The organism is Pseudomonas sp. TE9122 (assembly GCF_056278925.1).
The window spans coordinates 1,441,864-1,466,532 of the sequence record NZ_JBWBQI010000001.1 but is presented as its reverse complement, the minus strand read 5'-3'; the positions used below and the strand labels follow the sequence as shown (position 1 = coordinate 1,466,532).

The window sequence follows — 24,669 nt, the reverse complement described above, 5'->3', positions numbered from 1 at the left end:
CTGCTCGCGAAAGCGGTGTATCAATCAACATCCATGGTGAATGTTGCTCCGTCTTCGCGAGCAGGCTCGCTCCTACAGGGGGCGCGGCCCGTTCACATGTTGATCAAGCCTGCGCCTGACCTTCGGCGAGGAAGAACCAGGTTTCCAGCACGGTGTCCGGGTTCAGCGACACGCTCTCGATGCCCTGTTCCATCAGCCACTTGGCCAGATCCGGGTGGTCCGAAGGACCCTGACCGCAGATGCCGATGTACTTGCCGGCCTTGTTGCACGCCTGAATGGCGTTGGCCAACAGCTTCTTCACCGCTGGATTCCGCTCGTCGAACAGGTGCGCGATGATCCCGGAGTCACGGTCCAGACCCAAAGTCAGTTGGGTCAGGTCGTTGGAGCCGATCGAGAAACCGTCGAAGAATTCGAGGAATTCCTCGGCCAGAATCGCGTTCGATGGCAGTTCGCACATCATGATCACGCGCAGACCGTTCTCGCCGCGCTTCAAGCCGTTCTCGGCGAGCAGATCGACCACCTGGCTGGCTTCACCGAGCGTACGGACGAAAGGCACCATGATTTCCACGTTGGTCAGGCCCATCTCGTTGCGCACGCGTTTCAGCGCGCGGCATTCGAGCTCGAAGCAGTCGCGGAACGATTCGCTGATGTAACGCGAAGCACCACGGAAACCCAGCATCGGGTTTTCTTCTTCCGGCTCGTAGAGCTTGCCGCCGATCAGGTTGGCGTATTCGTTGGACTTGAAGTCCGACAGACGCACGATGACTTTTTTCGGCGTGAACGCTGCAGCCAGGGTGCTGATGCCTTCCACCAGTTTGTCGACGTAGAAGTCGACAGGGTCGCTGTAACCGGCAATACGCTTGTCGACGCTGTCCTTGATTTCCTGCGGCAGGCCGTCGTAGTTCAACAGCGCTTTCGGGTGCACGCCGATCATGCGGTTGATAATGAATTCCAGACGCGCCAGACCAACGCCGGCGTTCGGCAATTGGGCGAAGTCGAAGGCGCGATCCGGATTGCCGACGTTCATCATGATCTTGAACGGCAGCTCCGGCATGGCATCGACGGAGTTCTTCTTGATGTCGAAGCCCAGTTCGCCTTCGAAAATGTAGCCGGTGTCGCCTTCGGCGCAGGATACGGTCACGCCCTGGCCATCCTTCAGCAACTGGGTGGCGTTACCGCAACCGACCACCGCCGGAATGCCCAGCTCACGGGCGATGATCGCCGCGTGGCAGGTACGCCCGCCACGGTTGGTGACGATGGCGCTGGCGCGCTTCATCACTGGTTCCCAGTCCGGGTCGGTCATGTCGGAAACCAGCACGTCGCCCGGCTGGACCTTGTCCATTTCCGAGACGTCTTTGATGATCCGTACTTTGCCGGCGCCGATGCGCTGGCCGATCGCCCGGCCTTCCACCAGCACGGTGCCGGTTTCTTTCAGCAGGTAACGTTCCATGACGTTGGCCTGGGTGCGGCTTTTCACGGTTTCCGGACGCGCCTGGACGATGTACAGCTTGCCGTCGTCACCGTCCTTGGCCCACTCGATGTCCATCGGGCAGCCGTAGTGCTTCTCGATGATCATCGCCTGCTTGGCCAGCTCGCTGACTTCGGCGTCGGTCAGGCAGAAACGCGCGCGCTCGGCCTTGTCGACATCGACAGTCTTGACCGAACGACCGGCCTTGGCCTCGTCGCCGTAGATCATCTTGATGGCTTTGCTGCCCAGATTGCGACGCAGGATCGCCGGACGACCGGCCTCCAGCGTGCCTTTGTGTACGTAGAACTCATCCGGGTTGACCGCGCCTTGTACGACGGTTTCACCCAGGCCGTAAGCGCCGGTGATGAACACCACGTCACGGAAACCGGATTCGGTATCGAGGGTGAACATCACGCCGGCGGTGCCGGTTTCCGAACGCACCATGCGCTGCACGCCAGCCGACAGGGCGACCAGTTTGTGGTCGAAGCCCTGGTGCACGCGGTAGGAAATCGCACGGTCGTTGAACAGCGAAGCGAACACCTCTTTGGCGGCGCGGATTACGTTTTCCACGCCACGGATGTTCAGGAAGGTTTCCTGCTGACCGGCGAACGAGGCGTCCGGCAGGTCTTCGGCGGTAGCAGAAGAACGCACGGCCACGGCTACGTCAGGGTTGCCCGCCGACAGCGCGGCGAACGCGGTGCGGATCTCGGCATTCAGTTTTTCGGGGAATTCGGCGTCCATGATCCATTGGCGGATCTGCGCGCCGGTCTTGGCCAGGGCATTGACGTCGTCGACGTCGAGCGCGTCGAGGGCCTTGTGGATCTGCTCGTTCAGGCCGCTCAGTTCGAGGAAGTCACGATAGGCCTGAGCCGTCGTGGCGAAGCCGCCGGGGACCGAAACACCGGCGCCTGCCAGGTTACTGATCATCTCGCCCAGGGATGCGTTCTTGCCCCCCACATGCTCAACATCGTGTTTGCCGAGCTTATCGAGGGAAACTACGTACTCTACCAAGGTGATCTCTCCACTAACTGTGTTGGAAAAGCTCAGAAACCGGCGGCCCGGGGGAGCCTTGGCCGGTTGTATGGCCTGGACCTGGAAAATAAGTGAGAATGCGGGCCAATGGCGGCCGGCAAATCGCGCCTATCATATCCAAGATTCGTTACTAGCTTAAGGCCCAAGGTGCAAATGAAACGATCTGCTTTCTTCATCTCCGATGGCACCGGCATTACCGCCGAAACCCTGGGTCAAAGCCTGCTGGCGCAGTTCGAAAACATTACCTTCAGCAAATTCACGCGGCCCTACATCGACAGCGTGGAAAAAGCGCGGGCCATGGTACAACAAATCAACAAAGCCGCTGAAATCGACGGCTTTCGGCCGATCATCTTCGACACCATCGTCAATCAGGACATCCGTGAGATTCTCGCAACGTCCAATGGTTTCATGATCGACATTTTCTCGACCTTCCTCGCGCCGCTCGAACAGGAGCTTACCGAGCACTCTTCCTACACCGTCGGCAAGTCCCATTCCATCGGGCACAACTCCAATTACATGGAGCGCATCGAGGCGGTGAACTTCGCCCTCGACAACGATGACGGCGCGCGCACCCACTATTACGACAAAGCCGATCTGATACTAGTGGGCGTGTCGCGATGCGGCAAAACGCCGACGTGTCTGTACATGGCCATGCAGTTCGGCATCCGCGCGGCCAACTATCCGCTGACCGAAGACGACATGGAGCGCCTGACCCTGCCGACGGCCCTGCGCGCCCATCAGCACAAGCTGTTCGGCCTGACCATCGACCCGGACCGCCTGACTGCGATTCGCAACGAGCGCAAGCCCAACAGCCGTTATTCGAGCTACGCCCAGTGCGAATTCGAAGTGCGCGAAGTGGAAAACCTGTTCCGCCGCGAGAACATTCCGCACATCAATTCCACGCATTTTTCCGTCGAGGAGATTTCGGCGAAGATTCTGGTGGAAAAAGGCGTTGAGCGGCGGTTCAAGTAGGTTTGCGGTGCCTGATCTGACGCTATCGCGGGCAAGCCCGCGAAGAACGATAACGCGGTCTGTCAGAGCACAAACAGATCGATGAATCGATTGACCGGAGTGGCTTCAAGCCGCGCCTGATCCTTGCACAGCGCAAAAATCTCCGCGCAACGCTGGCCGGCGAAACGCGTGGCCAGATTGGCCTTGAACTTGTCCTCCAGCAACGGAATACCTTCGGAGCGGCGGCGGCGATGGCCGATCGGGTACTCCACCAGCACGTTATCGGTGCTGCTGCCATCCTTGAAAAACACCTGCACGGCATTGGCAATCGAGCGCTTGTCGGCTTCGAGGTATTCGCGGCTGTAACGTGGTTCTTCGACGATGACCATTTTTTCGCGCAGCACATCGATGATCGGATGCGCCTTGTGGAAGTCGTCTTCGTAGTGCTCCGCCACCAGATTGCCGAATGCCAACGGCACGGCGGTCATGTATTGCAGGCAGTGGTCGCGATCGGCGGCATTGGCCAGCGGGCCGACCTTGGAAATGATGCGGATCGCCGATTCATGGGTGGTGATGACGATGCGGTCGATCTCATGCAGGCGATTGCGCACCTGCGGATGCAGGGTCACCGCCGCCTCGCACGCCGTCTGCGCATGGAATTCGGCGGGAAAACTGATCTTGAACAGCACGTTTTCCATCACGTAACTGCCGAACGGCCGGGAAAAGCTGAAAGCGCGTTTGTCCGCGGGTTTCAGCGCCAGATCGTTGTTGGTGTGGCTGAACGAAACATCATAGAAGCCCCACTGCTTCGCGCTCAAAACGCCGGGAATGCCCATCTCACCGCGCATGGCGATGTCGGCCAGACGCACGCCGCGACTCGCCGCATCCCCCGCCGCCCAGGATTTGCGCGAGCCGGCGTTCGGCGCGTGACGATAGGTGCGCAGCGCCTGACCGTCGGCGAAGGCATGGGACAGCGCCGACAGCATCTGCTCGCGATTGGCACCCATCAGTCTGGCGCTGACGGCGGTCGAGGCGACTTTCACCAGAATGACGTGGTCGAGTCCAACCCGGTTGAAGGAGTTTTCCAGAGCGATCACGCCTTGAATCTCGTGGGCCATGATCATCGCTTCCAGCACATCACGAACCGTCAGCGGCGCCTCACCGTGGGCGACGCGTTTCTGCGACAGGTGATCGGCTACGGCGAGGATGGCACCGAGGTTGTCCGATGGATGCCCCCATTCGGCGGCAAGCCAGGTGTCGTTGTAATCGAGCCAACGGACGATACAGCCGATGTCCCACGCGGCCTTGACCGGATCGAGGCGATAACTGGTGCCCGGCACTCGTGCGCCGAACGGCACCACCGTGCCCTCGACGATCGGGCCGAGGTGTTTCGTGCATTCAGGGAAACGCAGGGCCAGCAGACCGCAGCCCAGCGTGTCGATCAGGCAGTTGCGCGCGGTGTTCAGCGCCTCGGCGGATTCGGGCTTGAAGGTGAGGACGTAGTCGGCGATGTCCTGCAGGACTGCGTCGTAATCGGGACGGTTGTTCAGGTCGACGTTGGCGCTCATGTTCGATTCACTCGTGAAGTGGTTCGTTGATGGGACCTCGGTTCAGGGCTAACGATTTCTTATGATTGAAATGCAATCCACTGTGGGAGCGAGCCTGCTCGCGAAGGCTGAGCGTCAGTCAACATTTGCATGTCTGATGCATCGCTTTCGCGAGCAGGCTCGCTCCCACAAGGATATTGCTGTTGCTTAAAAGCAATCGCCGGGCACGCGGACATAGCCTTCCATGAGCACCCGCGCACTGCGACTCATGATGGCTTTCTTCACCACCCATTCGCCATTCTCCAGCGTCGCCTCGGCGCCCACGCGCAACGTCCCGGACGGATGTCCAAAGCGCACGGCATTGCGCTCGACGCCGCCGGCAGCAAGATTCACCAACGTGCCGGAAATCGCCGCCGCCGTGCCGATCGCCACTGCCGCCGTGCCCATCATCGCGTGGTGCAGTTTGCCCATCGACAACGCGCGCACCAGCAGGTCCACATCACCAGCGGCAATCGCTTTACCACTCGACGCCACGTAATCCGCAGGCTTGGCGACGAATGCGACTTTCGGCGTGTGCTGCCGCTTGGCGGCTTCTTCCAGATTGGCGATCAGGCCCATGCGCAACGCACCGTAAGCACGAATCGTCTCGAACATCAGCAGCGCTTTTGGATCGCCGTTGATCGCGCCCTGGAGTTCGGTGCCGGTGTAGCCAATGTCTTCGGCGTTGACGAATATCGTCGGGATCCCGGCGTTGATCATGGTCGCCTTGAACGTGCCGACACCCGGGACCTCAAGCTCATCGACCAGATTGCCGGTGGGGAACATCGAGCCACCGCCGCCCTCTTCTTCCGCCGCCGGATCCATGAATTCAACCTGCACTTCGGCCGCCGGAAAGGTCACGCCGTCGAGTTCGAAATCACCGGTTTCCTGCACTTCGCCGTTGGTGATCGGGACGTGGGCAATGATGGTCTTGCCGATGTTGGCCTGCCACACGCGCACCACCGCCACGCCGTTGTGCGGAATGCGGCTGACGTCGACCAGACCGTTGCTGATGGCGAACGAACCGACCGCAGCCGAGAGGTTGCCGCAGTTGCCGCTCCAGTCGACGAACGGCTTGTCGATCGACACTTGGCCGAACAGGTAATCGACGTCGTGATCGGCGCGGGTGCTTTTCGACAGGATCACGGTTTTGCTAGTGCTCGACGTCGCCCCGCCCATGCCGTCGATTTGCTTGTCGTAGGGATCGGGGCTGCCGATCACTCGCAGCAACAAAGCGTCGCGCGCCGGGCCTGGAACCTGCGCTGCTTCGGGCAGATCCTTGAGGCTGAAGAACACGCCTTTGCTGGTGCCGCCGCGCATGTAAGTCGCAGGGATTTTTATTTGTGGTGCGTGAGCCATGGTGCTCCTTACCGAAGGCATGGGACTTGAAAATCCCATGCCCACAAGTTGATTTAAACGGCGACCGCCGAGCCTTCGAGGAAGTCCTGCGCGAAGCGCTGCAACACGCCGCCGGCCTCGTAGATCGACACTTCTTCAGCGGTATCGAGACGGCAGGTCACCGGCACTTCGACGCGCTCGCCATTCTTGCGATGAATCACCAGCGTCAGATCCGCGCGGGGTTTGCGTTCGCCGATCACGTCGTAGGTTTCGCTGCCGTCGATGGCCAGGGTATGGCGGTTGGTGCCAGGTTTGAATTCCAGCGGCAACACGCCCATGCCCACCAGGTTGGTGCGGTGAATGCGCTCGAAACCTTCAGCGGCAATCGCCTCGACACCGGCCAGGCGCACGCCTTTCGCCGCCCAGTCGCGGGACGAACCCTGACCGTAGTCAGCGCCAGCGATGATGATCAGCGGCTGCTTGCGCTGCATGTAGGTTTCGATGGCTTCCCACATGCGCATGACCTGGCCTTCCGGCTCGACACGCGCCAGCGAACCCTGCTTGACCTTGCCGTTTTCCACGACCATTTCGTTGAACAGCTTCGGGTTGGCGAATGTCGCGCGCTGGGCGGTCAGGTGGTCGCCACGGTGGGTGGCGTAGGAGTTGAAGTCCTCTTCCGGCAGGCCCATTTTTGCCAGGTATTCGCCGGCGGCGCTGTCGAGCATGATCGCGTTCGATGGCGACAGGTGATCAGTGGTGATGTTGTCCGGCAGCACCGCCAATGGGCGCATGCCCTTCAGCGGACGAGCGCCGGCCAGCGCGCCTTCCCAGTACGGCGGACGGCGGATGTAGGTGCTCATCTCGCGCCAGTCGTACAACGGCGCGACTTTCGGCCCGGTGTCTTCATGCACGGCGAACATCGGAATGTAGACCTGACGGAACTGCTCAGGCTTGACCGACGACTTCACCACCGCATCGATTTCTTCATCGCTCGGCCAGATGTCTTTCAGGCGGATTTCCCGACCATCGACCACGCCCAGCACATCCTTTTCGATGTCGAAACGGATGGTCCCGGCGATCGCGTAGGCAACCACCAGCGGCGGCGAAGCAAGGAATGCCTGTTTGGCGTACGGGTGAATGCGGCCGTCGAAGTTGCGGTTGCCGGAAAGCACCGCGGTCGCGTACAGATCGCGGTCGATGATCTCTTGCTGGATCAGCGGATCGAGGGCGCCGGACATGCCATTACACGTGGTGCAGGCAAATGCCACAACGCCGAAACCGAGCTGTTCCAGCTCAGTGGTCAGCCCCGCTTCATCGAGGTACAGCGCTACGGTTTTCGAACCGGGCGCCAGCGAGGATTTGACCCATGGCTTGCGGGTCAGGCCGAGCTTGTTGGCATTGCGCGCCAACAGGCCAGCGGCAATGACGTTGCGTGGGTTGCTGGTGTTGGTGCAGCTGGTGATGGCGGCGATGATCACCGCGCCGTCGGGCATTTGCCCCGGCACGTCATCCCACTGGCCGGAGATGCCTTTGGCCGCCAGATCGGACACCGCGACGCGGGCGTGCGGGTTGCTCGGGCCGGCCATGTTGCGCACCACCGAGGACAGATCAAAAGTCAGGCCGCGCTCGTATTGCGCGCCTTTCAGGCTGTCAGCCCACAGGCCGGTCAACTTGGCGTATTGCTCGACCAGTTGCACTTGCTGGTCTTCACGACCGGTCAGCTTCAGGTAATCGATGGTCTGCTGATCGATGTAGAACATCGCTGCCGTGGCGCCGTATTCCGGGGCCATGTTGGAAATGGTCGCGCGGTCGCCGAGGGTCAGCGCTGCCGCGCCTTCACCGAAGAATTCCAGCCATGCGCCGACGACTTTCTGTTTGCGCAGGTATTCGGTCAAAGCCAGGACCATGTCGGTGGCGGTGATGCCCGGTTGCAACTTGCCGGTCAGTTCGACGCCAACGCTTTCCGGCAGACGCATCCACGACGCGCGACCGAGCATCACGCTCTCGGCTTCGAGGCCGCCGACGCCGATGGCAATCACACCCAGCGCATCGACGTGCGGCGTGTGGCTGTCGGTGCCGACGCAAGTGTCGGGGAACGCCACGCCTTCGCGCACCTGAATCACCGGGGACATTTTCTCCAGGTTGATCTGGTGCATGATGCCGTTGCCCGGCGGGATCACATCGACGTTCTTGAAGGCCTTTTTGGTCCAGTTGATGAAGTGGAAACGGTCTTCGTTGCGGCGATCTTCGATGGCGCGGTTCTTCTCGAAGGCCTGGGCATCGAAACCGCCCGCCTCGACGGCCAGCGAGTGGTCGACGATCAGTTGCGTCGGCACCACCGGGTTGACCTGCGCCGGGTCACCACCCTGCAAAGCGATGGCGTCACGCAGACCGGCGAGGTCGACCAGCGCGGTCTGGCCGAGGATGTCATGGCAGACCACCCGCGCCGGGAACCACGGGAAATCGAGATCGCGCTTGCGTTCGATCAGTTGCTTGAGCGAATCGGTAAGCGTGGCCGGGTCGCAGCGACGCACGAGGTTTTCCGCCAGCACGCGGGAGGTGTACGGCAGGGTGTCGTAGCTGCCAGGCGCAATCGCCTCGACCGCCGCGCGGGTGTCGAAGTAATCCAGCGGCGTGCCGGGCAGGTTCTTGCGGAATTCTGTGTTCATCGGGTCAGGACTCGGGTCACGGTGGTTTCAAAGGGTGGGCCAGAAACCTGAGTTACACACCGTCCACTGTGGGAGCGAGCCTGCTCGCGAAAGCGGTATATCAGTCGACATCAATGTTGAATGTCAGTCCGTCTTCGCGAGCAGGCTCGCTCCCACAGGGTCTAGCGGTGTTCTCTGGTTCCGGGTCAGCCCACCATTTCAGCGACGTTCGATTGGCACGAACTTGCGCTGTTCGACGCCGGTGTACTCGGCGCTTGGGCGGATGATGCGGTTGTTGGCGCGTTGTTCGAACACGTGCGCGGCCCAGCCGGTCAGGCGCGAGCAGACGAAGATCGGCGTGAACAGCTTGGTCGGGATGCCCATGAAGTGGTAAGCCGAGGCGTGATAGAAGTCGGCATTCGGGAACAGTTTCTTCTGCTCCCACATGGTCTTGTCGATGGCCTCGGAAACCGGGAACAGCACCTTGTCGCCGACCTCGTCCGCGAGTTTTTTCGCCCAGCCCTTGATCACCTCGTTGCGCGGGTCGCTGTCCTTATAGATCGCGTGGCCGAAGCCCATGATTTTGTCCTTGCGCTCGAGCATGCCGAGGGTGCCTTTGATCGCCTCTTCCGGCGACGAGAAGCGCTCGATCATTTCCATCGCCGCTTCGTTGGCGCCGCCGTGCAATGGACCGCGCAGCGAACCGATTGCCGCTGTTACGCAGGAATACAGATCGGAAAGGGTCGAGGCGCAAACCCGTGCGGTGAAGGTCGAGGCATTGAATTCGTGCTCGGCGTAGAGGATCAGCGACACGTTCATGACTTTGACGTGCAGTTCGCTCGGTTTCTTGCCGTGCAGCAAATGCAGGAAGTGGCCGCCAATGGTCGGCTCGTCGCTGACGCAGTCGATGCGCTTGCCGTCGTGGCTGAAGCGATACCAGTAGCACATGATCGCCGGGAAAGCGGCGAGCAGGCGGTCGGTCTTGTCGCGCTGTTCGGCGAAGTCCTTCTCCGGTTCGATGTTGCCGAGGAATGAGCAACCGGTACGCATGACGTCCATCGGATGCGCGTCAGCCGGGATGCGCTCAAGCACTTCCTTGAGCGCTTGCGGCAGGTCGCGCAGCTTGCTCAGTTTGCTTTGATAGTCGGCCAGTTGCGCTTTGGTCGGCAGTTCGCCGTACAGCAGCAGATACGCGACTTCTTCAAATTGCGCGTCGGCGGCCAGTTCACGCACGTCGTAGCCGCGATAGGTCAGCCCGGCTCCGGCCTGGCCCACGGTGGACAGTGCGGTTTGCCCGGCAACCTGGCCACGGAGCCCGGCGCCACTGAGTACTTTTGCTTCGGCCATTGTGTTCTCCAATCTTCTTGAATTTGTATGGGGAAACTTGTGGGAGCGAGCCTGCTCGCGAAAGCGCTGGATCAGTCGACATCAATGTTGGATGTCAGTCCGTCTTCGCGAGCAGGCTCGCTCCCACAGGGTTTTGTTCAGCCTTTCTTCTGTGCAAACAACGCATCGAGCTTCTGCTCGAACGTGTGGTAATCGATACGATCGTAGAGCTCCATGCGAGTCTGCATGGTGTCGATGACATTCTGTTGCGTGCCATCGCGGCGGATCGCCGTGTAGACATTTTCCGCCGCCTTGTTCATCGCGCGGAATGCCGACAGCGGATACAGCACCAGAGAAACGTCGGCGCCGGCCAGTTGTTCGGTGGTGTACAGCGGCGTTGCGCCGAACTCGGTGATATTGGCCAGGATCGGCGCTTTCACGCGATTGGCGAACAGCTTGTACATGTCCAGCTCGGTAATCGCCTCAGGGAAAATCATGTCAGCGCCGGCCTCGATGCACGCCGCCGCACGATCGAGTGCCGATTCCAGACCTTCCACCGCCAACGCATCGGTGCGCGCCATGATCACGAAGCTGTCGTCGGTGCGCGCATCGACGGCGGCTTTGATGCGATCGACCATTTCCTGCTGGCTGACAATTTCTTTATTCGGGCGATGGCCGCAGCGCTTGGCGCCAACCTGGTCCTCGATGTGAATCGCCGCCGCGCCGAACTTGATCATCGACTTGACCGTACGCGCGACGTTGAACGCCGACGAGCCGAAACCGGTGTCGACATCCACCAGCAGCGGCAGGTCGCAGACATCGGTGATGCGGCGCACGTCGGTGAGCACGTCGTCCAGCCCGGTGATGCCCAGGTCCGGCACGCCCAGAGAACCTGCGGCCACGCCGCCGCCGGACAGGTAGATCGCCTTGAAACCGGCGCGTTTGGCCAGCAGCGCGTGGTTGGCGTTGATCGCGCCGACCACTTGCAAAGGATGCTCGCTGGCGACCGCATCGCGGAAGCGCTGGCCCGGCGTGTTCAGGTTGGAAGTCATGCATCACCTCGTTCAGTGGCTGTCTTGTTGTGGGCGCCGTCCTCGTAGTGACGGGCGATGTTGCGTTTCGAGGCGCCGATGTGGCGGCGCATCAACAATTCCGCGAGCTCGCCGTCACGGTCGGCGATGGCATCGAGAATGCGGTGGTGTTCGGCGAAGGCCTGATGCGGGCGATTCGGCGTGGTGGAAAACTGGATGCGGTACATGCGCACCAGTTGATACAGCTCGCCGCAGAGCATCTGCGTCAGCGTGCGATTGCCGCTGCCCTGGATGATCCGGTAATGAAAGTCGAAGTCGCCTTCCTGCTGGTAGTAACCGACGCCGGCCTGAAACGCCGCATCGCGCTCGTGGGTTTCCAGGACCCGGCGCAGTTCGTCGATTTCCTCGACGCTCATGCGCTCGGCGGCGAGGCGGCAGGCCATGCCTTCAAGAGATTCACGGATTTCGTAGAGCTCGATCAATTCGGCATGACTGAGCGAGACCACCCGCGCACCGACGTGCGGCACGCGCACCAGCAAGCGCTGGCCTTCCAGACGATGGATCGCCTCACGCAGCGGGCCTCGGCTGATGCCATAGGTGCGCGCCAGTTCCGGCTCGGAAATCTTGCTGCCCGGGGCGATTTCGCCTTTGACGATTGCGGCCTGGATGCGCCGGAAGACGTTTTCCGACAGCGTCTCGGAGTCGTCACCACTGATGACCGGGGGATCGAGTTGATCCAGCATGATTGTCGACACCTTCAAATCCAATGCGGCAAAAACTAGCCAATAAGACCGCATCAGTCAAAGGATAAATAGGTATTGTCGACAATCGTCTAATAACCGCAGCCAATCGATCATCTATTACTGTGGGAGCGTGCCTGCTCGCGAAGGCGGCACATCAGCCGGCTTCTGCATCGAATGACACAGCGCTTTCGCGAGCAGGCTCGCTCCCACAAGAGTGGCATCCCTTGCAGCTCATGGGTCGGCGCAAGCGCTGGCGCCATAAAACCACCGTGCTAGAATGCCGCCCGCATTTGCGGGTCTTTTGTACGGCTTGCCATAAAAAGCTGCCAGGCACACGCGGGGGCTTGCGCACGGTTGTGCGGGCACCTGAACCGATAACGGAACGCTGCGCACCAGGATTTATGAGACTCAAGCCTTTCCCCACCTTTTTTGCTCTGTTTTGCCTGCCCGGCCTCGCCGCCGCGGGGGAAAAAACCGTGTACGGCCTCAACGAATACGCTTCGCTTGACGGCATCAATCTCGAAGTTGCGGCCAAACTCGACACCGGGGCGAAAACCGCCTCGCTGAGTGCCCGCGACATCAAACGCTTCAAACGCAACGGTGAATCCTGGGTACGTTTCTACCTGGCGATCGACACCGCGCATTCGCACCCCATCGAACGGCCGCTGGCGCGGGTCAGCAAGATCAAGCGCCGCGCCGGCGACTACGATCCGGAAGAAGGCAAGCAGTACACCGCCCGTCCGGTGATCGAGCTGGATATCTGCATGGGTTCGGCAATGCGCAGCATCGAAGTGAACCTCACCGACCGAAGTGCGTTCCAATACCCGCTTTTGATCGGCTCCGAGGCGCTGAAACGCTTCGACGCGCTGGTCGACCCCAGTCTTAAATACGCTGCCGGCAAACCTGCCTGCACCATCGCCGCTCACACCGCCGAGTAATTTCCATGCGTTCTCTAACCTTCCACCTGAAAATCCTGATCGCCGTGCTGGTGCTGCTGGGCGTTTCGGTTACGGCCTATCAGATTTTCGTGCTCGGCATCCCGGTGACCGAAGACGCCACCGACGACCTGTGGAACATCGACGCCAAGGTCGAGTTCGTCGCCAGCACCAAAGATCCGGTGAAGATCCAGATGTTCGTGCCGCCGTTGAGCCGCGATTACGTGAGCCTCAACGAAAGCTTCATCTCCAATAACTACGGCGTCGCGGTCAACCGCATCGACGGCAACCGCAAGGTGACCTGGTCGGCCCGTCGCGCCAAGGGCAACCAGACGCTGTATTACCGTCTGGTGCTGACCAAGCGCTACACCGCGGAAAAATCCAAGGTCAAAGGCCCGACCTTCCGTGACAGCATGGTCATCGAAGGCCCGGAAAAAATCGCCGCCGAAGCTCTGCTCGCGCCGATCCGCCAACATTCGGCCGACGTCGAAACCTTTATTGGCGAGGCGATCAAGCGCGTCAACAATGTCAACGACGACAACGTCAAATTGCTGCTGGCCGGCGATCCGTCGACTTCGCACAAAGCCAAGATCGTCGAACTGCTGCTGTCGATTGCCCACGTTCCGGTAGAAAAAGTCCACACCATCCGCCTCGTCGCCGATCAGCCTCAGACTCCCGAACTGTGGCTGCGCAGCTTCAACGGCAACGACTGGCTGTACTTCAACCCGGAAACCGGTGAGCAAGGCCTGCCGACCGATCGCCTGCTGTGGTGGACCGGCGACGAAAACCTGATCACCGTCGACGGCGGCAAGAAAGCCAACGTGACCTTCAGCCTGAACAACAGCGAGATGAACGCGATTCGTCTGGCCAAGCTGACCGACGAAAACACTGACGCCAACTTCCTCGATTACTCGCTGTACGGCTTGCCGCTGCAGACCCAGCAGACCTTCATGATCATGGTGATGATCCCGATCGGTGTGCTGGTGATCCTGATCCTGCGCAACCTGGTCGGCCTGCAGACCCTCGGCACATTCACCCCGGTGCTGATCGCCCTCGCCTTCCGCGAAACGCAGCTGGGCTTCGGCATCCTGCTGTTCACAGTGATCACGGCGCTGGGCCTGTCATTGCGCTCGTATCTCGAACATCTGAAGCTGCAAATGCTGCCGCGCCTGTCGGTGGTGCTGACGTTCGTGGTGGTGTTGATTGCGGCGATCAGTCTGTTCAGCCACAAGCTGGGGCTTGAGCGTGGCTTGTCGGTGGCGCTGTTCCCGATGGTGATTCTGACCATGACCATCGAACGTCTGTCGATCACCTGGGAAGAACGCGGCGCCAACCATGCGCTGAAAGTCGCCATCGGCACGCTGTTCGCCGCCTCTCTCGCACACCTGATCATGACCGTGCCGGAGCTGGTGTACTTCGTGTTTACCTTCCCGGCGATCCTGCTGATTCTGGTCGGTTTCATGCTGGCGATGGGTCGCTATCGCGGCTACCGCCTGACCGAACTGGTACGTTTCAAGGCCTTCCTGAAGAAGGCTGACGCCTGATGTTCGGTTTTTGGAAGACCTGGAAGGCCCTCGAGGCGCGCGGCATCATGGGCATCAACCGCCGAAACGCGGACTACGTGCTCAAGTACAACAAGCGCAGCCTGTACCCGATCGTCGATGACAAGATCCTGACCAAGGAACGCGCCATCGCCGCCGGCATTCATGTGCCGGAGCTGTACGGGGTGATCTCCACCGAGAAGGAAATCGACAAGCTCGACGAGATCATCGGCGGGCGCAGCGACTTCGTGATCAAACCGGCGCAGGGCGCGGGTGGCGACGGCATCATCGTCATCGCCGACCGCTTCGAAGGCCGTTATCGCACGGTGTCGGGCAAGATCCTCGCCCACGAGGAGCTGGAACATCACATCTCCAGCATCCTCACCGGCCTGTACTCGCTGGGCGGCCACCGCGACCGCGCGCTGATCGAATACCGTGTGACCCCGGACCAGATCTTCAAAAGCATCAGCTACGAAGGCGTGCCGGACATCCGCATCATCGTGCTGATGGGTTACCCGGTGATGGCGATGTTGCGTCTGCCGACCCGCCAGTCCGGCGGCAAGGCCAACCTGCACCAGGGCGCCATTGGCGTCGGCGTCGATCTGGCCACCGGCCTTACGCTGCGCGGCACATGGCTGAACAACATCATCACCAAACACCCCGACACCACCAATGCGGTGGATGGCGTGCAACTGCCCTACTGGGACGGTTTCATGAAACTCGCCGCCGGCTGCTATGAGCTGTGCGGGCTGGGTTATATCGGCGTGGACATGGTGCTTGATCAGGAAAAAGGCCCGCTGATCCTCGAGCTGAATGCGCGGCCGGGGCTGAACATTCAGATCGCCAACGATTGCGGCCTGACCTTGCGTACCCACGCGGTTGAAGCGCGGCTGGAAGAGCTGAAGGCGCGGGGCGTGACGGAGTCGGTTGAAGAGCGGGTGGCGTTTACCCAGGAGATGTTTGGGCATATTCCAGCTGTCGAAGGCTAAAAGCTCAAGAGCCCCTCACCCTAACCCTCTCCCAAAGGGAGAGGGGACTGACCGAGGTGGATGTTGGAGGTACGCCGACCTGAACGTCTTGAGTCGAACTCAAGCTTTGAAAAGCATGAAGATCGGCTCCCTCCCCCAAGATATCGAGCCGAACCCAAGTTTTGAAAAGCCCCCGATCTGCTCCCTTTCCCCCTCGCCCCCTTGGGGGAGAGGGTTGGGGTGAGGGGGAGGCTTTTGACTTTGATCTGGCAGCGCAGAGGACTACAATCCCCACCCCGCCTCAACGGCCGATCTGCCCCGCCCATGCTGACCTGCTCCGTACACCCACTGCCCTACCGCGCCAATCCCGCCGACTACTTCGCGGCCATTCGCAATGCCCCCGGCGCCGTGCTGCTCGACAGCGGCCGGCCGAGCGCCGAACGCGGCCGTTATGACTTGTTGAGCGCCTGGCCGCTGGAACAACTGGCGGTGTTGCCGGAGGAAAGCGGTGCGCATTTCCTCCAGCGCCTGCGTGACCATCTCAGCCGCTTGGGCGAAGCGCAGTTGCCTGCCGGGTATGAATTACCATTCGCCGGTGGATTGATCGGCTATTTGAGCTACGACTTCGGCCGGCATCTGGAAAACCTGCCGAGTCAGGCGCTGGATGACCTGCAACTGCCCGATGCGCGTTTTGGCCTGTACGACTGGGCGCTGATCAGTGATCACCACGCGCAAACCAGCCAACTGGTCTTTCATCCTTCGCTTGTCGACAGTGAACGGCAGCGATTGGTCGCGCTGTTCACTCAGCCTCAATTTGACGCGCTGGCGCCATTCAAACTGAACGCCCCCATGGCCGCTGATATTTCGGCCGACGATTACCGTCAGGCGTTCGAACGCATTCAGGACTATATCCAGGCCGGCGACTGCTATCAGGTCAACTTTGCGCAACGCTTCCGTGCCGAATGTCTGGGCGATCCATGGCTGGCCTATTGCGCATTGCGCCAGGCCTGCCCGACGCCGTTCTCCGGTTTCCAGAGCCTGCCCGACGGCGGCGCGGTGCTGAGCCTTTCACCGGAACGCTTCGTCAGAGTCAGCCAGCGTCAGGTCGAAACCCGTCCGATCAAGGGCACCCGCCCTCGCGGCCTGACTCCAGCCGAAGACGCCGCCAATGCCGCCGAACTGCTGGCCAGCCCCAAGGATCGCGCGGAAAACCTGATGATCGTCGACCTGCTGCGCAACGACCTCGGGCGCACCTGCCGCATCGGCTCGGTGCGCGTGCCGGAGTTGTTCAGTCTGGAGAGCTATCCGAATGTGCATCATCTGGTCAGCAGCGTGACCGGTGAACTGGCGGCGGATCGTGACGCGCTCGACCTGATCGCCGGCAGCTTCCCCGGCGGCTCAATCACCGGCGCACCGAAGATTCGGGCGATGCAGATCATCGACGAGCTGGAGCCGACCCGGCGCGGTCTGTATTGCGGCTCGTTGCTGTATCTGGACGTGCGCGGCGAGATGGACAGCTCCATCGCCATTCGCAGTCTGTTGGTCAAGGATGGCCAGGTGTGCTGCTGGGGCGGCGGCGGGATCGTCGCCGATTCGGACTGGCAGGCGGAGTATCAGGAGTCGATGACCAAAGTGCGGATCCTGCTCGATACCCTGCAAAACCTCTAAAAACTTAAAAGCTTCGCGAGCAGGCTCGCTCCCACAGGGAAATGTATTCCAAATGTGGGAGCGAGCCTGCTCGCGAAGACGTCCTTCCAGACAACTACAAACTCAACTCTCTATTAGAGGCCTTGAGAAATTCCTGCTTCAGCTCTTCAAACGTATGCACCGCCGGAAACTGCGGAAACTCGCGAATCACGTTGTCCGGCGCATGAAACAGAATCCCCGCATCCGCCTCGCCGAGCATGGTCGTGTCGTTGTATGAATCCCCCGCCGCAATCACCCGGTAATACAGGCTCTTGAACGCCAACACCGACTGACGCTTGGGGTCTTTCTGACGCAACTGATAGCTGGTCACCCGGCCGCTTTCGTCAGTGATCAACCGATGGCAAAGCAGAGTCGGGAAGCCCAGTTGGCGCATCAGTGGCTGTGAAAACTCATAAAAGGTGTCCGAGAGAATCACCACCTGGAAACGCTCGCGCAGCCAGTTGACGAACTCCACCGCGCCGTCCAGCGGTTTCAGTGTCGCGATCACTTCCTGAATGTCCGCAAGCTTGAGGCCGTGCTCATCGAGGATGCGCAAACGCTGCTTCATCAATACGTCGTAATCGGGAATGTCCCGGGTGGTGGCCTTGAGGGAGTCGATTCCGGTTTTTTCGGCGAAGGCGATCCAGATTTCCGGTACCAGTACCCCTTCAAGATCCAGGCAAGCAATTTCCACAAGACACTCCCGTTTGTAGTGATTATTGAGTCGAGCGAGGCCGAACTCTAGCGTCTGCACCAGCCGCGCGCAACGCAGAGGACGCCCCGGGCGCGGCAGCTTTTTGTTACCATCGGCCCCCTATAGAGCGCCCGAGCGCCATTGACCTGTAGGAAGCCGCCCTGATGAGCCCAACGTTCGACGTCGTGGAACTCGCCACGACCTATGCCAACAAATCCGCCCAGGACATCCTCAAGCTCGCATTCGCCGAATTCGGCGATGACTTGTGGATATCTTTCAGCGGCGCCGAGGACGTGGTGTTGGTGGACATGGCGTGGAAGCTGAACAAGAACGTCAAAGTCTTCAGCCTCGACACCGGCCGCCTGCATCCGGAGACCTACCGCTTCATCGAGCAGGTGCGCGAGCATTACAAGATCGATATTGAAATCGTCTCGCCGGACTACACGAAACTCGAACCGTTCGTGAAGGAAAAAGGCCTGTTCAGCTTCTATAAAGATGGCCACGGCGAATGCTGCGGCATCCGCAAGATCGAGCCGCTGCGGCGCAAGCTGTCCGACGTCAAAGCCTGGGCCACCGGCCAACGCCGCGATCAGAGCCCGGGCACCCGCAGCGCTGTGGCGGTGCTGGAAATCGACACGGCGTTCTCGACACCGGAACGCACGCTGTACAAGTTCAACCCGTTGGCGCAGATGACCAGCGAGGAGATCTGGGGTTACATCCGCATGCTTGAGCTGCCGTACAACAGCCTGCACGAGCGCGGCTTCATCAGCATCGGTTGCGAACCCTGCACCCGCCCGGTGCTGCCGAACCAGCACGAGCGCGAAGGCCGCTGGTGGTGGGAAGAAGCCACGCAGAAGGAATGCGGACTGCATGCGGGGAATATCATCAGCAAGAGCAAGGTTTGATCCCCCATTTATAGAAGGACCTGTGGGAGCGAGCCTGCTCGCGAAAGCGCCGTTCCAGTCAACGTTTCAGTTGCCTGATCCACCGCATTCGCGAGCAGGCTCGCTCCCACATTGATATGTGCCAGGCACGCAAAAGGTGTACACAAGGTTGTCACCATCGGTGCCATTTATGTGTGCACTTTCAGTCCTGACGCCCTGAAAAGTTACACTCCCCAGCAGAATCCCCATCTGCTCGCCACTCTGCAAAATCCCTCCCCTGGAAAAAATTCCTGCCCGATCGATCAATTTATATCGTCGGTTTTTCAGCGACTTATGTTGCATCGATAACTATTCGAAATGAGCCCTGCCGCTTATAGATTGGCAACTGGCACAAATCTGGCTTTATCGCATACATGTTTTGTATACAAAACTGCAAAACATGCACACTTTCGATCCGCAAGCCTGAAGCGCCCTATCCCGTACAGGCTGCAGATGCCCCGTAACCAGTGATGTTTTCACCGCCGCGACGAAGATTTGTCGAGCCTGAGCGCTCATGCACAGTCATCGCGGGAGTGAACGTCAGGAGCCTGCCGGAATGCGTACAAGTCTTTCGAATAACATCGTGCTGAATCTGCCCTCCTCCACGCTTGATCAACCGTTGCCCGATGACGGACTGAGCGAGCCGCTGCAACTGAGCCCGCGTCTGCACAACAGCGATCTGGCGCCGACCAAAGCCGAAGGCCGACGTTGGGGCCGGTACAGCATCTTCGCCCTGTGGACGAATGACGTGCACAACATCGCCAACTACTCGTTCGCCATCGGCTTGTATGCACTGGGTCTGGGCGGCTGGCAGATTCTGTTGTCGCTGGGGATCGGCGCGGCGCTGGTGTATTTCTTCATGAACCTGTCCGGGTACATGGGGCAGAAAACCGGGGTGCCGTTTCCGGTGATCAGCCGGATCAGTTTTGGCATCCACGGTGCGCAAATTCCTGCATTGATCAGGGCGGTTATCGCCATCGCCTGGTTCGGTATTCAGACGTACCTCGCCTCGGTGGTATTCCGCGTCCTGCTGACCGCCGTGCATCCCGGCTTTGCCGAATACGATCACGACTCAATTCTGGGCCTGTCGAGTCTGGGCTGGGTGTGCTTTGTAGCAATCTGGCTGGTGCAACTGGCGATCCTCGCCTACGGCATGGAGATGGTGCGCCGTTACGAGGCATTTGCCGGGCCGGTGATTCTGCTGACCGTAGCCGCACTCGCCGGGTGGATGTACTTCCAGGCCAACGCGACCATTGCCTGGTCGATCCGCGAGCCGCTGACCGGGGGCGAGATGTGGCGCAACATTTTTGCTGGTGGCGCGTTGTGGCTGGCGATCTACGGCACGCTGATCCTCAATTTCTGCGACTTCGCCCGTTCTTCGCCGTGCCGCAAAACCATCAAAGTAGGAAATTTCTGGGGCTTGCCGGTGAACATTCTGGTATTCGCCGCGATTACCGTACTGCTGTGTGGCGCGCAGTTCCAGATCAACGGGCGGATCATCGAAAGCCCGACCGAGATCATCGCTTCGATCCCCAACACGTTCTTTCTGGTGCTCGGCTGCCTGGCTTTTCTGATTGTCACCGTTGCGGTGAACATCATGGCCAACTTCGTTGCCCCGGCGTTCGTCCTCAGCAACCTGGCGCCGAAGTACCTGACCTTCCGCCGCGCCGGGTTGATCAGCGCGACCATCGCCGTGCTGATCCTGCCGTGGAACCTCTACAACAGTCCGCTGGTGATCGTGTATTTCCTGTCGGGCCTCGGCGCCCTGCTCGGCCCGTTGTACGGGGTGATCATGGTCGACTACTGGCTGATCCGCAAAGGCCGGATCAACGTGCCGCAGCTCTACAGCGAAGACCCCAACGGCGCTTATTACTACAGCCGCGGCATCAATTTCCGCGCGGTGGCGGCGTTTATTCCTGCAGCGCTGATCGCCATCATCCTGGCGCTGGTGCCCGGTTTCCACAGCGTCTCACCGTTCTCCTGGCTGATCGGTGCCGGTATCGCCGGCATGCTTTACCTGATCGTCGCCAAACGCCACACGCATTACGCCGACGTCAGCGGCGAGTGCATCGCTGTGGATAACGTCAGCCACTGATCCCTTCGCGGCCCGGTTTCGGGCCGCACCACTGCCCGCAATAAGGATTTTCCATGCGTATTCTCGTGGTCAACGTCAACACCACCGAATCCATCACCGACGCCATCGCCCGCTCGGCGCAGGCCGTCGCTTCGCCCGGTACCGAAATCGTCGGCCTGACGCCGTACTTCGGCGCCGAATCGATTGAAGGCAATTTCGAAAGTTACCTGGCCGCCATCGCCGTGATGGATCGAGTGATGTCTTACGATCAACCCTTCGATGCGGTGATCCAGGCCGGCTACGGCGAACATGGCCGCGAAGGCTTGCAGGAACTGCTCAACGTGCCAGTGGTGGATATCACTGACGCGGCGGCCAGCACCGCGATGTTTCTCGGCCATGCCTACTCGGTGGTGACCACACTGGATCGCACCGTGCCGCTAATCGAGGATCGGCTGAAATTGTCCGGTCTGTGGGATCGCTGTGCCTCGGTGCGCGCCAGTGGTCTGGCGGTTTTGGAGCTTGAACACGAACCGCAGCGCGCGCTGGAAGCGATCGTGCAGCAGGCCGAACTGGCGGTGACCCAGGACAAGGCCGAGGTGATTTGCCTGGGCTGCGGCGGCATGGCCGGGCTGGACGAGCAGATTCGCCGGCGCACCGGCGTGCCGGTGGTGGATGGCGTGACAGCGGCGGTGACGATTGCCGAGTCGCTGGTGCGTTTGAAGTTGTCGACGTCCAAGGTGCGCACTTATGCGACGCCACGGCCGAAGAACATTGTTGGTTGGGCGGAGCGCTTTGCTCGATAGACCGAGTGATCGTTCATCGCGGGCAAGCCCGCTCCCACAGGGTTTTGTGTTGTTTGCAAGATGTGTGAACAACTCAAAACTTGTGGGAGCGGGCTTGCCCGCGATAGCCGCAACTCGGTTTGATGCCTGGCTCAGATAGCACTAAACCGACGCCCCAGTCCCTGCTCAGCAAACTGTTCAATCACGAAATCCACAAACGCCCGGGTCTTGCCCGGCAACAATTTGTGCTCGGCGTAATAGATCGAAATGTTGCCGTCATCGACAAACCATTCCGGCAGCACTCGCTGTAACGTCCCTGCCTGAAGATACGGCACCGCAAACGGCATGCTCACCAGTGCAATGCCCAAACCTTGCATCGCCGTTGCACAGGCAGCCTCGGAATCACTCATGGTCATCCGCGCCCGCAATGTCAGCGGACTGTGTTGCTGATCGCGGTGAGTCAGTTGCCAGGAGCGCACGCGCCCGGTCTGCGGTGAGCGAATCAGAATGCCGTCGTGTTGCTTGAGGTCATCGGGATGGCTGATCGGCGCATGTTTTTGCAGATAGTCCTCCGATGCCACCAACACCCGATGCGCCGGTGTCAGCCTGCGCGCAACCACGCCTTGTGGCAGTTCAAAGCCGCCGCCAATCGCCGCGTCAAAGCCCTGCCCGATCAGGTCGACCTGGCGGTTATCGAAATGCCAGTCCGGGTTGATTGCCGGATAGCGCCGCAGAAACTCACCGAGCAGCGGCACGATATACAGACGACCGAACACCGTGCCCATGCTGACTTTCAGCGTGCCGGCCGGTTGCCCGCCGGCACTGGCCAGATTGGCTACGGCATTCTGGATGGTGGTCAGGCTGGCGCTGACTTCACTCAAAAACAGCTGCCCCGCTTCGGTCAACGTCAGGCTGCGTGTACTACGCTGGAACAGCCGCACGCCAAGCCGCGCTTCCAGTTTCGCCACGCTCTTGCCGACCGCCGCCGGGGTCAGGCTCAAGCGTCGCGCGGCTTCGGCAAAGCTGCCGACTTCGGCGCTGCGCACAAAGCATTCGATACTGCTGAACGTTTCCATGATCGCCACTATAAACTTCTGGTTTACACAGACTATAGCAATCATGGTCTACCCGGTTGTCGATGCCAGGCCGATACTCGGCACCAACACCAAGGCATTCCGCCTTGAACACTTGGAGATCGAACATGACCACTCAACACCTCAGCGGCAAGGTCGCTCTGATTCAAGGCGGTTCGCGCGGCATCGGCGCGGCCATCGTCAAACGTCTGGCCGCTGAAGGCGCCGCTGTCGCTTTCACCTACGTCAGCTCCGCCGCCAAAGCTGAAGAACTGCAGAACAGCATCACTGGCAACGGCGGCAAAGCCTTGGCGATCAAGGCAGACAGCGCCGATGCCAGCGCGATTCGCCACGCCGTCAACGCCACCGTCGAAGCGTTTGGACGCCTGGACATTCTGGTCAACAACGCCGGCGTACTGGCCATCGCGCCGCTGGAAGACTTCAAACTCGAAGACTTCGATCAGACCCTGGCCATCAACGTGCGCAGCGTGTTCATTGCGTCCCAGGAAGCAGCGAAACACATGGGCGAAGGCTCGCGGATCATCAACATCGGCAGCACCAACGCCGACCGCATGCCCTTCGGCGGTGGCGGTGTCTACGCGATGAGCAAATCGGCACTGGTCGGCCTGACCAAAGGCCTAGCCCGCGACCTCGGCCCTCGCGGCATCACCATCAACAACGTGCAACCTGGCCCGGTCGACACCGACATGAACCCGGCCCATGGCGAATTCGCCGACAGCCTGATCCCGCTGATGGCCGTCGGTCGTTACGGCACCGCCGATGAAATCGCCAGCTTCGTCGCCTACCTGGCCGGGCCTGAAGCCGGTTACATCACCGGTGCCAGCCTGACCATCGACGGTGGTTTCGGCGCCTGACAGACCGGCAAGAAAAAACGCCGCCCTTCTTTACAGGAAGGGCGGCGTTTTCGTGTGAACGGTCAAGCCAGCTCCAGCATCGGTAAGCCAAAGGCGCTGGGCATAAATGCTTTCAGCGAACGAATAATGCCGTCAGCGTGGGCATATTTCTCATCGGCCATCGCTGCGTCGGGGATGGCGATTGCGGTCATGCCTGCCGCTTTCGCGGCGGTGACGCCGAACGGCGAATCCTCGAACACCAGACAATCCCCGGGCGCGATGCCCAGGCGCCGGGCGGCGGTGAGGAAGATATCCGGCGCCGGTTTGGCCGCGCCGACTTCCGGATCGTCCGCCGTGACGATGAAATCGAACAGCGCAAACCACTCACGGTGCAAGGTGGTTTTCTGCCCGAACGACTGGCGCGACGAACTGGTGCCGACTGCGATCGGGATGTTGTGCGCCTTGAGGTGACGCACCAGCGCTTCGGCCCCCGGCATCGCTTGCGCCTTGGGGAAACGCTCGCGCATCAGCGGCTCGCGGATCTGCAGAAATTCTTCCGGAGTGATCGGTAACTCCAACGCCTGCACCACGTAGTTGGCCAGATCATTGGCACCGCGACCAATGATGTTCTGCTTGACGCTCCAGTCGAAGGTTTTCCCGTAGCGCCCGGCAATCAGCGAGGTGACCTCGGTGTAAATGCCCTCGGTGTCGAGCAGCAAACCGTCCATATCGAAAATCACGGCCTTGATCGGGCCGAACGTCTTCAGCGGTGCATTCATCATCGGATCCGTTAACAAAGACATCCCGGGCGACAGGCAACGTGTCGCAACGCGGATCTGATTAATGGGTTCAGCAGCATAGCGAGGCCGATGGACATTGAGCAACGGGCAATGCCATCGACGCCTTTTCGCATTTAGCGAAAACTCCTACAGACACTGCCTACTTCCCCGACTTCTTTCCTTTTTGATCCCCCGCAAAGTCCGCGCTCCCGTTTCTTCATATGCGCGAGCGACTGC

Annotated in this window: 19 protein-coding genes; 9 read left to right on the top strand and 10 right to left on the bottom strand. The window is 60.4% G+C overall.

All coding sequences use genetic code 11. The features are described 5' to 3' along the window. Positions 1-103 precede the first annotated feature (103 nt). Entirely contained in the window at positions 104-2,479 is a 2,376-nt protein-coding gene (ppsA, locus tag ACZ9BE_RS06600; RefSeq protein WP_041479139.1) for a phosphoenolpyruvate synthase, read from the bottom strand. A gap of 174 nt (positions 2,480-2,653) precedes the next feature. Here ppsA and ppsR point away from each other — a divergent pair, with 174 nt between their 5' ends. Next, a complete protein-coding gene (gene ppsR, locus ACZ9BE_RS06595) occupies positions 2,654-3,472 on the top strand; it encodes a posphoenolpyruvate synthetase regulatory kinase/phosphorylase PpsR (protein ID WP_476249077.1) in 819 nt (272 codons plus the stop codon). Between the two features lie 62 nt (positions 3,473-3,534). Here the strand turns inward: ppsR and prpD are convergent, their stop codons facing one another. The 6 genes from prpD to ACZ9BE_RS06565 all read right to left on the bottom strand — a co-directional run bounded on the left by prpD (position 3,535) and on the right by ACZ9BE_RS06565 (position 12,120). Then, a complete protein-coding gene (prpD, locus tag ACZ9BE_RS06590) occupies positions 3,535-5,019 on the bottom strand; it encodes a 2-methylcitrate dehydratase (RefSeq protein WP_476249076.1) in 1,485 nt (494 codons plus the stop codon). Between the two features lie 186 nt (positions 5,020-5,205). Continuing rightward, the gene (gene prpF / locus ACZ9BE_RS06585; protein WP_323621452.1) at positions 5,206-6,396 is read right to left on the bottom strand and encodes a 2-methylaconitate cis-trans isomerase PrpF; all 1,191 of its coding nucleotides are present in this window, start codon (positions 6,394-6,396) and stop codon (positions 5,206-5,208) included. A 53-nt stretch (positions 6,397-6,449) separates the two neighbouring features. Next, positions 6,450-9,044: a Fe/S-dependent 2-methylisocitrate dehydratase AcnD gene (acnD, locus tag ACZ9BE_RS06580; protein WP_110646903.1), complete on the bottom strand. Its 2,595-nt coding sequence runs from the start codon at positions 9,042-9,044 to the stop codon at positions 6,450-6,452. Between the two features lie 198 nt (positions 9,045-9,242). Then, complete coding sequence (prpC, locus tag ACZ9BE_RS06575; RefSeq protein ID WP_252869074.1) at positions 9,243-10,370, bottom strand: bifunctional 2-methylcitrate synthase/citrate synthase; 1,128 nt, start codon at positions 10,368-10,370, stop codon at positions 9,243-9,245. Between the two features lie 137 nt (positions 10,371-10,507). Then, a complete protein-coding gene (prpB, locus tag ACZ9BE_RS06570; protein WP_024012298.1) occupies positions 10,508-11,401 on the bottom strand; it encodes a methylisocitrate lyase in 894 nt (297 codons plus the stop codon). After that, the gene (locus tag ACZ9BE_RS06565) at positions 11,398-12,120 is read right to left on the bottom strand and encodes a GntR family transcriptional regulator (protein ID WP_177180867.1); all 723 of its coding nucleotides are present in this window, start codon (positions 12,118-12,120) and stop codon (positions 11,398-11,400) included. The genes prpB and ACZ9BE_RS06565 overlap by 4 nt, the downstream gene beginning before the upstream one ends. 404 nt (positions 12,121-12,524) lie before the next feature. On the opposite strand from ACZ9BE_RS06565, the gene rloA reads away from it, so the two are divergent. The 4 genes from rloA (at position 12,525) to pabB (ending at position 17,235) form a co-directional block, all read left to right on the top strand. Further along, positions 12,525-13,061 (top strand): retropepsin-like aspartic peptidase RloA, encoded by a 537-nt coding sequence (gene rloA / locus ACZ9BE_RS06560; protein WP_016773819.1) that lies wholly within the window; start codon positions 12,525-12,527, stop codon positions 13,059-13,061. A gap of 5 nt (positions 13,062-13,066) precedes the next feature. Further along, the gene (gene rloB, locus ACZ9BE_RS06555; protein ID WP_024012295.1) at positions 13,067-14,602 is read left to right on the top strand and encodes an osmotic stress tolerance membrane protein RloB; all 1,536 of its coding nucleotides are present in this window, start codon (positions 13,067-13,069) and stop codon (positions 14,600-14,602) included. After that, complete coding sequence (locus ACZ9BE_RS06550) at positions 14,602-15,588, top strand: alpha-L-glutamate ligase-like protein (RefSeq protein ID WP_056784132.1); 987 nt, start codon at positions 14,602-14,604, stop codon at positions 15,586-15,588. The genes rloB and ACZ9BE_RS06550 overlap by 1 nt, the downstream gene beginning before the upstream one ends. Before the next feature lie 303 nt (positions 15,589-15,891). Continuing rightward, on the top strand, positions 15,892-17,235 hold the full coding sequence (pabB, locus tag ACZ9BE_RS06545) for an aminodeoxychorismate synthase component I (protein WP_476249075.1): 1,344 nt from the start codon (positions 15,892-15,894) through the stop codon (positions 17,233-17,235). Positions 17,236-17,329: 94 nt separating this feature from the next. Here pabB and thrH read toward each other — a convergent pair whose 3' ends face one another. Next, complete coding sequence (gene thrH, locus ACZ9BE_RS06540; protein WP_460093870.1) at positions 17,330-17,947, bottom strand: bifunctional phosphoserine phosphatase/homoserine phosphotransferase ThrH; 618 nt, start codon at positions 17,945-17,947, stop codon at positions 17,330-17,332. Positions 17,948-18,111: 164 nt separating this feature from the next. On the opposite strand from thrH, the gene ACZ9BE_RS06535 reads away from it, so the two are divergent. The 3 genes from ACZ9BE_RS06535 (at position 18,112) to ACZ9BE_RS06525 (ending at position 21,747) form a co-directional block, all read left to right on the top strand. Beyond that, entirely contained in the window at positions 18,112-18,852 is a 741-nt protein-coding gene (locus tag ACZ9BE_RS06535; protein WP_041479156.1) for a phosphoadenylyl-sulfate reductase, read from the top strand. A gap of 574 nt (positions 18,853-19,426) precedes the next feature. Then, positions 19,427-20,965 carry an NCS1 family nucleobase:cation symporter-1 gene (locus ACZ9BE_RS06530; protein ID WP_460142930.1) on the top strand — a complete coding sequence of 513 codons (1,539 nt, stop codon included), beginning with the start codon at positions 19,427-19,429 and terminating at the stop codon, positions 20,963-20,965. Between the two features lie 53 nt (positions 20,966-21,018). Next, on the top strand, positions 21,019-21,747 hold the full coding sequence (locus ACZ9BE_RS06525) for an aspartate/glutamate racemase family protein (protein WP_041479158.1): 729 nt from the start codon (positions 21,019-21,021) through the stop codon (positions 21,745-21,747). A 131-nt stretch (positions 21,748-21,878) separates the two neighbouring features. Here the strand turns inward: ACZ9BE_RS06525 and ACZ9BE_RS06520 are convergent, their stop codons facing one another. After that, positions 21,879-22,802 carry a LysR family transcriptional regulator gene (locus tag ACZ9BE_RS06520; RefSeq protein WP_476249074.1) on the bottom strand — a complete coding sequence of 308 codons (924 nt, stop codon included), beginning with the start codon at positions 22,800-22,802 and terminating at the stop codon, positions 21,879-21,881. A gap of 125 nt (positions 22,803-22,927) precedes the next feature. On the opposite strand from ACZ9BE_RS06520, the gene ACZ9BE_RS06515 reads away from it, so the two are divergent. Then, entirely contained in the window at positions 22,928-23,674 is a 747-nt protein-coding gene (locus tag ACZ9BE_RS06515) for a 3-oxoacyl-ACP reductase family protein (RefSeq protein WP_150635878.1), read from the top strand. 62 nt (positions 23,675-23,736) lie between these two features. Here ACZ9BE_RS06515 and ACZ9BE_RS06510 read toward each other — a convergent pair whose 3' ends face one another. Beyond that, positions 23,737-24,432 (bottom strand): HAD-IA family hydrolase, encoded by a 696-nt coding sequence (locus ACZ9BE_RS06510; RefSeq protein WP_150635880.1) that lies wholly within the window; start codon positions 24,430-24,432, stop codon positions 23,737-23,739. Between the last annotated feature and the right edge of the window lie 237 nt (positions 24,433-24,669).

What these genes read in the sequence shown, in the direction of transcription:
- ACZ9BE_RS06550 (WP_056784132.1), top strand. Translation starts at nt 14,602, where the DNA reads ATGTTCGGTTTTTGGAAGACCTGGAAGGCCCTCGAGGCGCGCGGCATC.
- prpC (WP_252869074.1), bottom strand. Translation starts at nt 10,370, where the DNA reads ATGGCCGAAGCAAAAGTACTCAGTGGCGCCGGGCTCCGTGGCCAGGTT.
- acnD (WP_110646903.1), bottom strand. Translation starts at nt 9,044, where the DNA reads ATGAACACAGAATTCCGCAAGAACCTGCCCGGCACGCCGCTGGATTAC.
- ACZ9BE_RS06535 (WP_041479156.1), top strand. Translation starts at nt 18,112, where the DNA reads ATGAGCCCAACGTTCGACGTCGTGGAACTCGCCACGACCTATGCCAAC.
- ACZ9BE_RS06515 (WP_150635878.1), top strand. Translation starts at nt 22,928, where the DNA reads ATGACCACTCAACACCTCAGCGGCAAGGTCGCTCTGATTCAAGGCGGT.
- ACZ9BE_RS06525 (WP_041479158.1), top strand. Translation starts at nt 21,019, where the DNA reads ATGCGTATTCTCGTGGTCAACGTCAACACCACCGAATCCATCACCGAC.
- ppsR (WP_476249077.1), top strand. Translation starts at nt 2,654, where the DNA reads ATGAAACGATCTGCTTTCTTCATCTCCGATGGCACCGGCATTACCGCC.
- prpF (WP_323621452.1), bottom strand. Translation starts at nt 6,396, where the DNA reads ATGGCTCACGCACCACAAATAAAAATCCCTGCGACTTACATGCGCGGC.
- ACZ9BE_RS06530 (WP_460142930.1), top strand. Translation starts at nt 19,427, where the DNA reads ATGCGTACAAGTCTTTCGAATAACATCGTGCTGAATCTGCCCTCCTCC.
- prpB (WP_024012298.1), bottom strand. Translation starts at nt 11,401, where the DNA reads ATGACTTCCAACCTGAACACGCCGGGCCAGCGCTTCCGCGATGCGGTC.
- rloB (WP_024012295.1), top strand. Translation starts at nt 13,067, where the DNA reads ATGCGTTCTCTAACCTTCCACCTGAAAATCCTGATCGCCGTGCTGGTG.
- ACZ9BE_RS06520 (WP_476249074.1), bottom strand. Translation starts at nt 22,802, where the DNA reads ATGGAAACGTTCAGCAGTATCGAATGCTTTGTGCGCAGCGCCGAAGTC.
- pabB (WP_476249075.1), top strand. Translation starts at nt 15,892, where the DNA reads ATGCTGACCTGCTCCGTACACCCACTGCCCTACCGCGCCAATCCCGCC.
- ACZ9BE_RS06510 (WP_150635880.1), bottom strand. Translation starts at nt 24,432, where the DNA reads ATGAATGCACCGCTGAAGACGTTCGGCCCGATCAAGGCCGTGATTTTC.
- prpD (WP_476249076.1), bottom strand. Translation starts at nt 5,019, where the DNA reads ATGAGCGCCAACGTCGACCTGAACAACCGTCCCGATTACGACGCAGTC.
- rloA (WP_016773819.1), top strand. Translation starts at nt 12,525, where the DNA reads ATGAGACTCAAGCCTTTCCCCACCTTTTTTGCTCTGTTTTGCCTGCCC.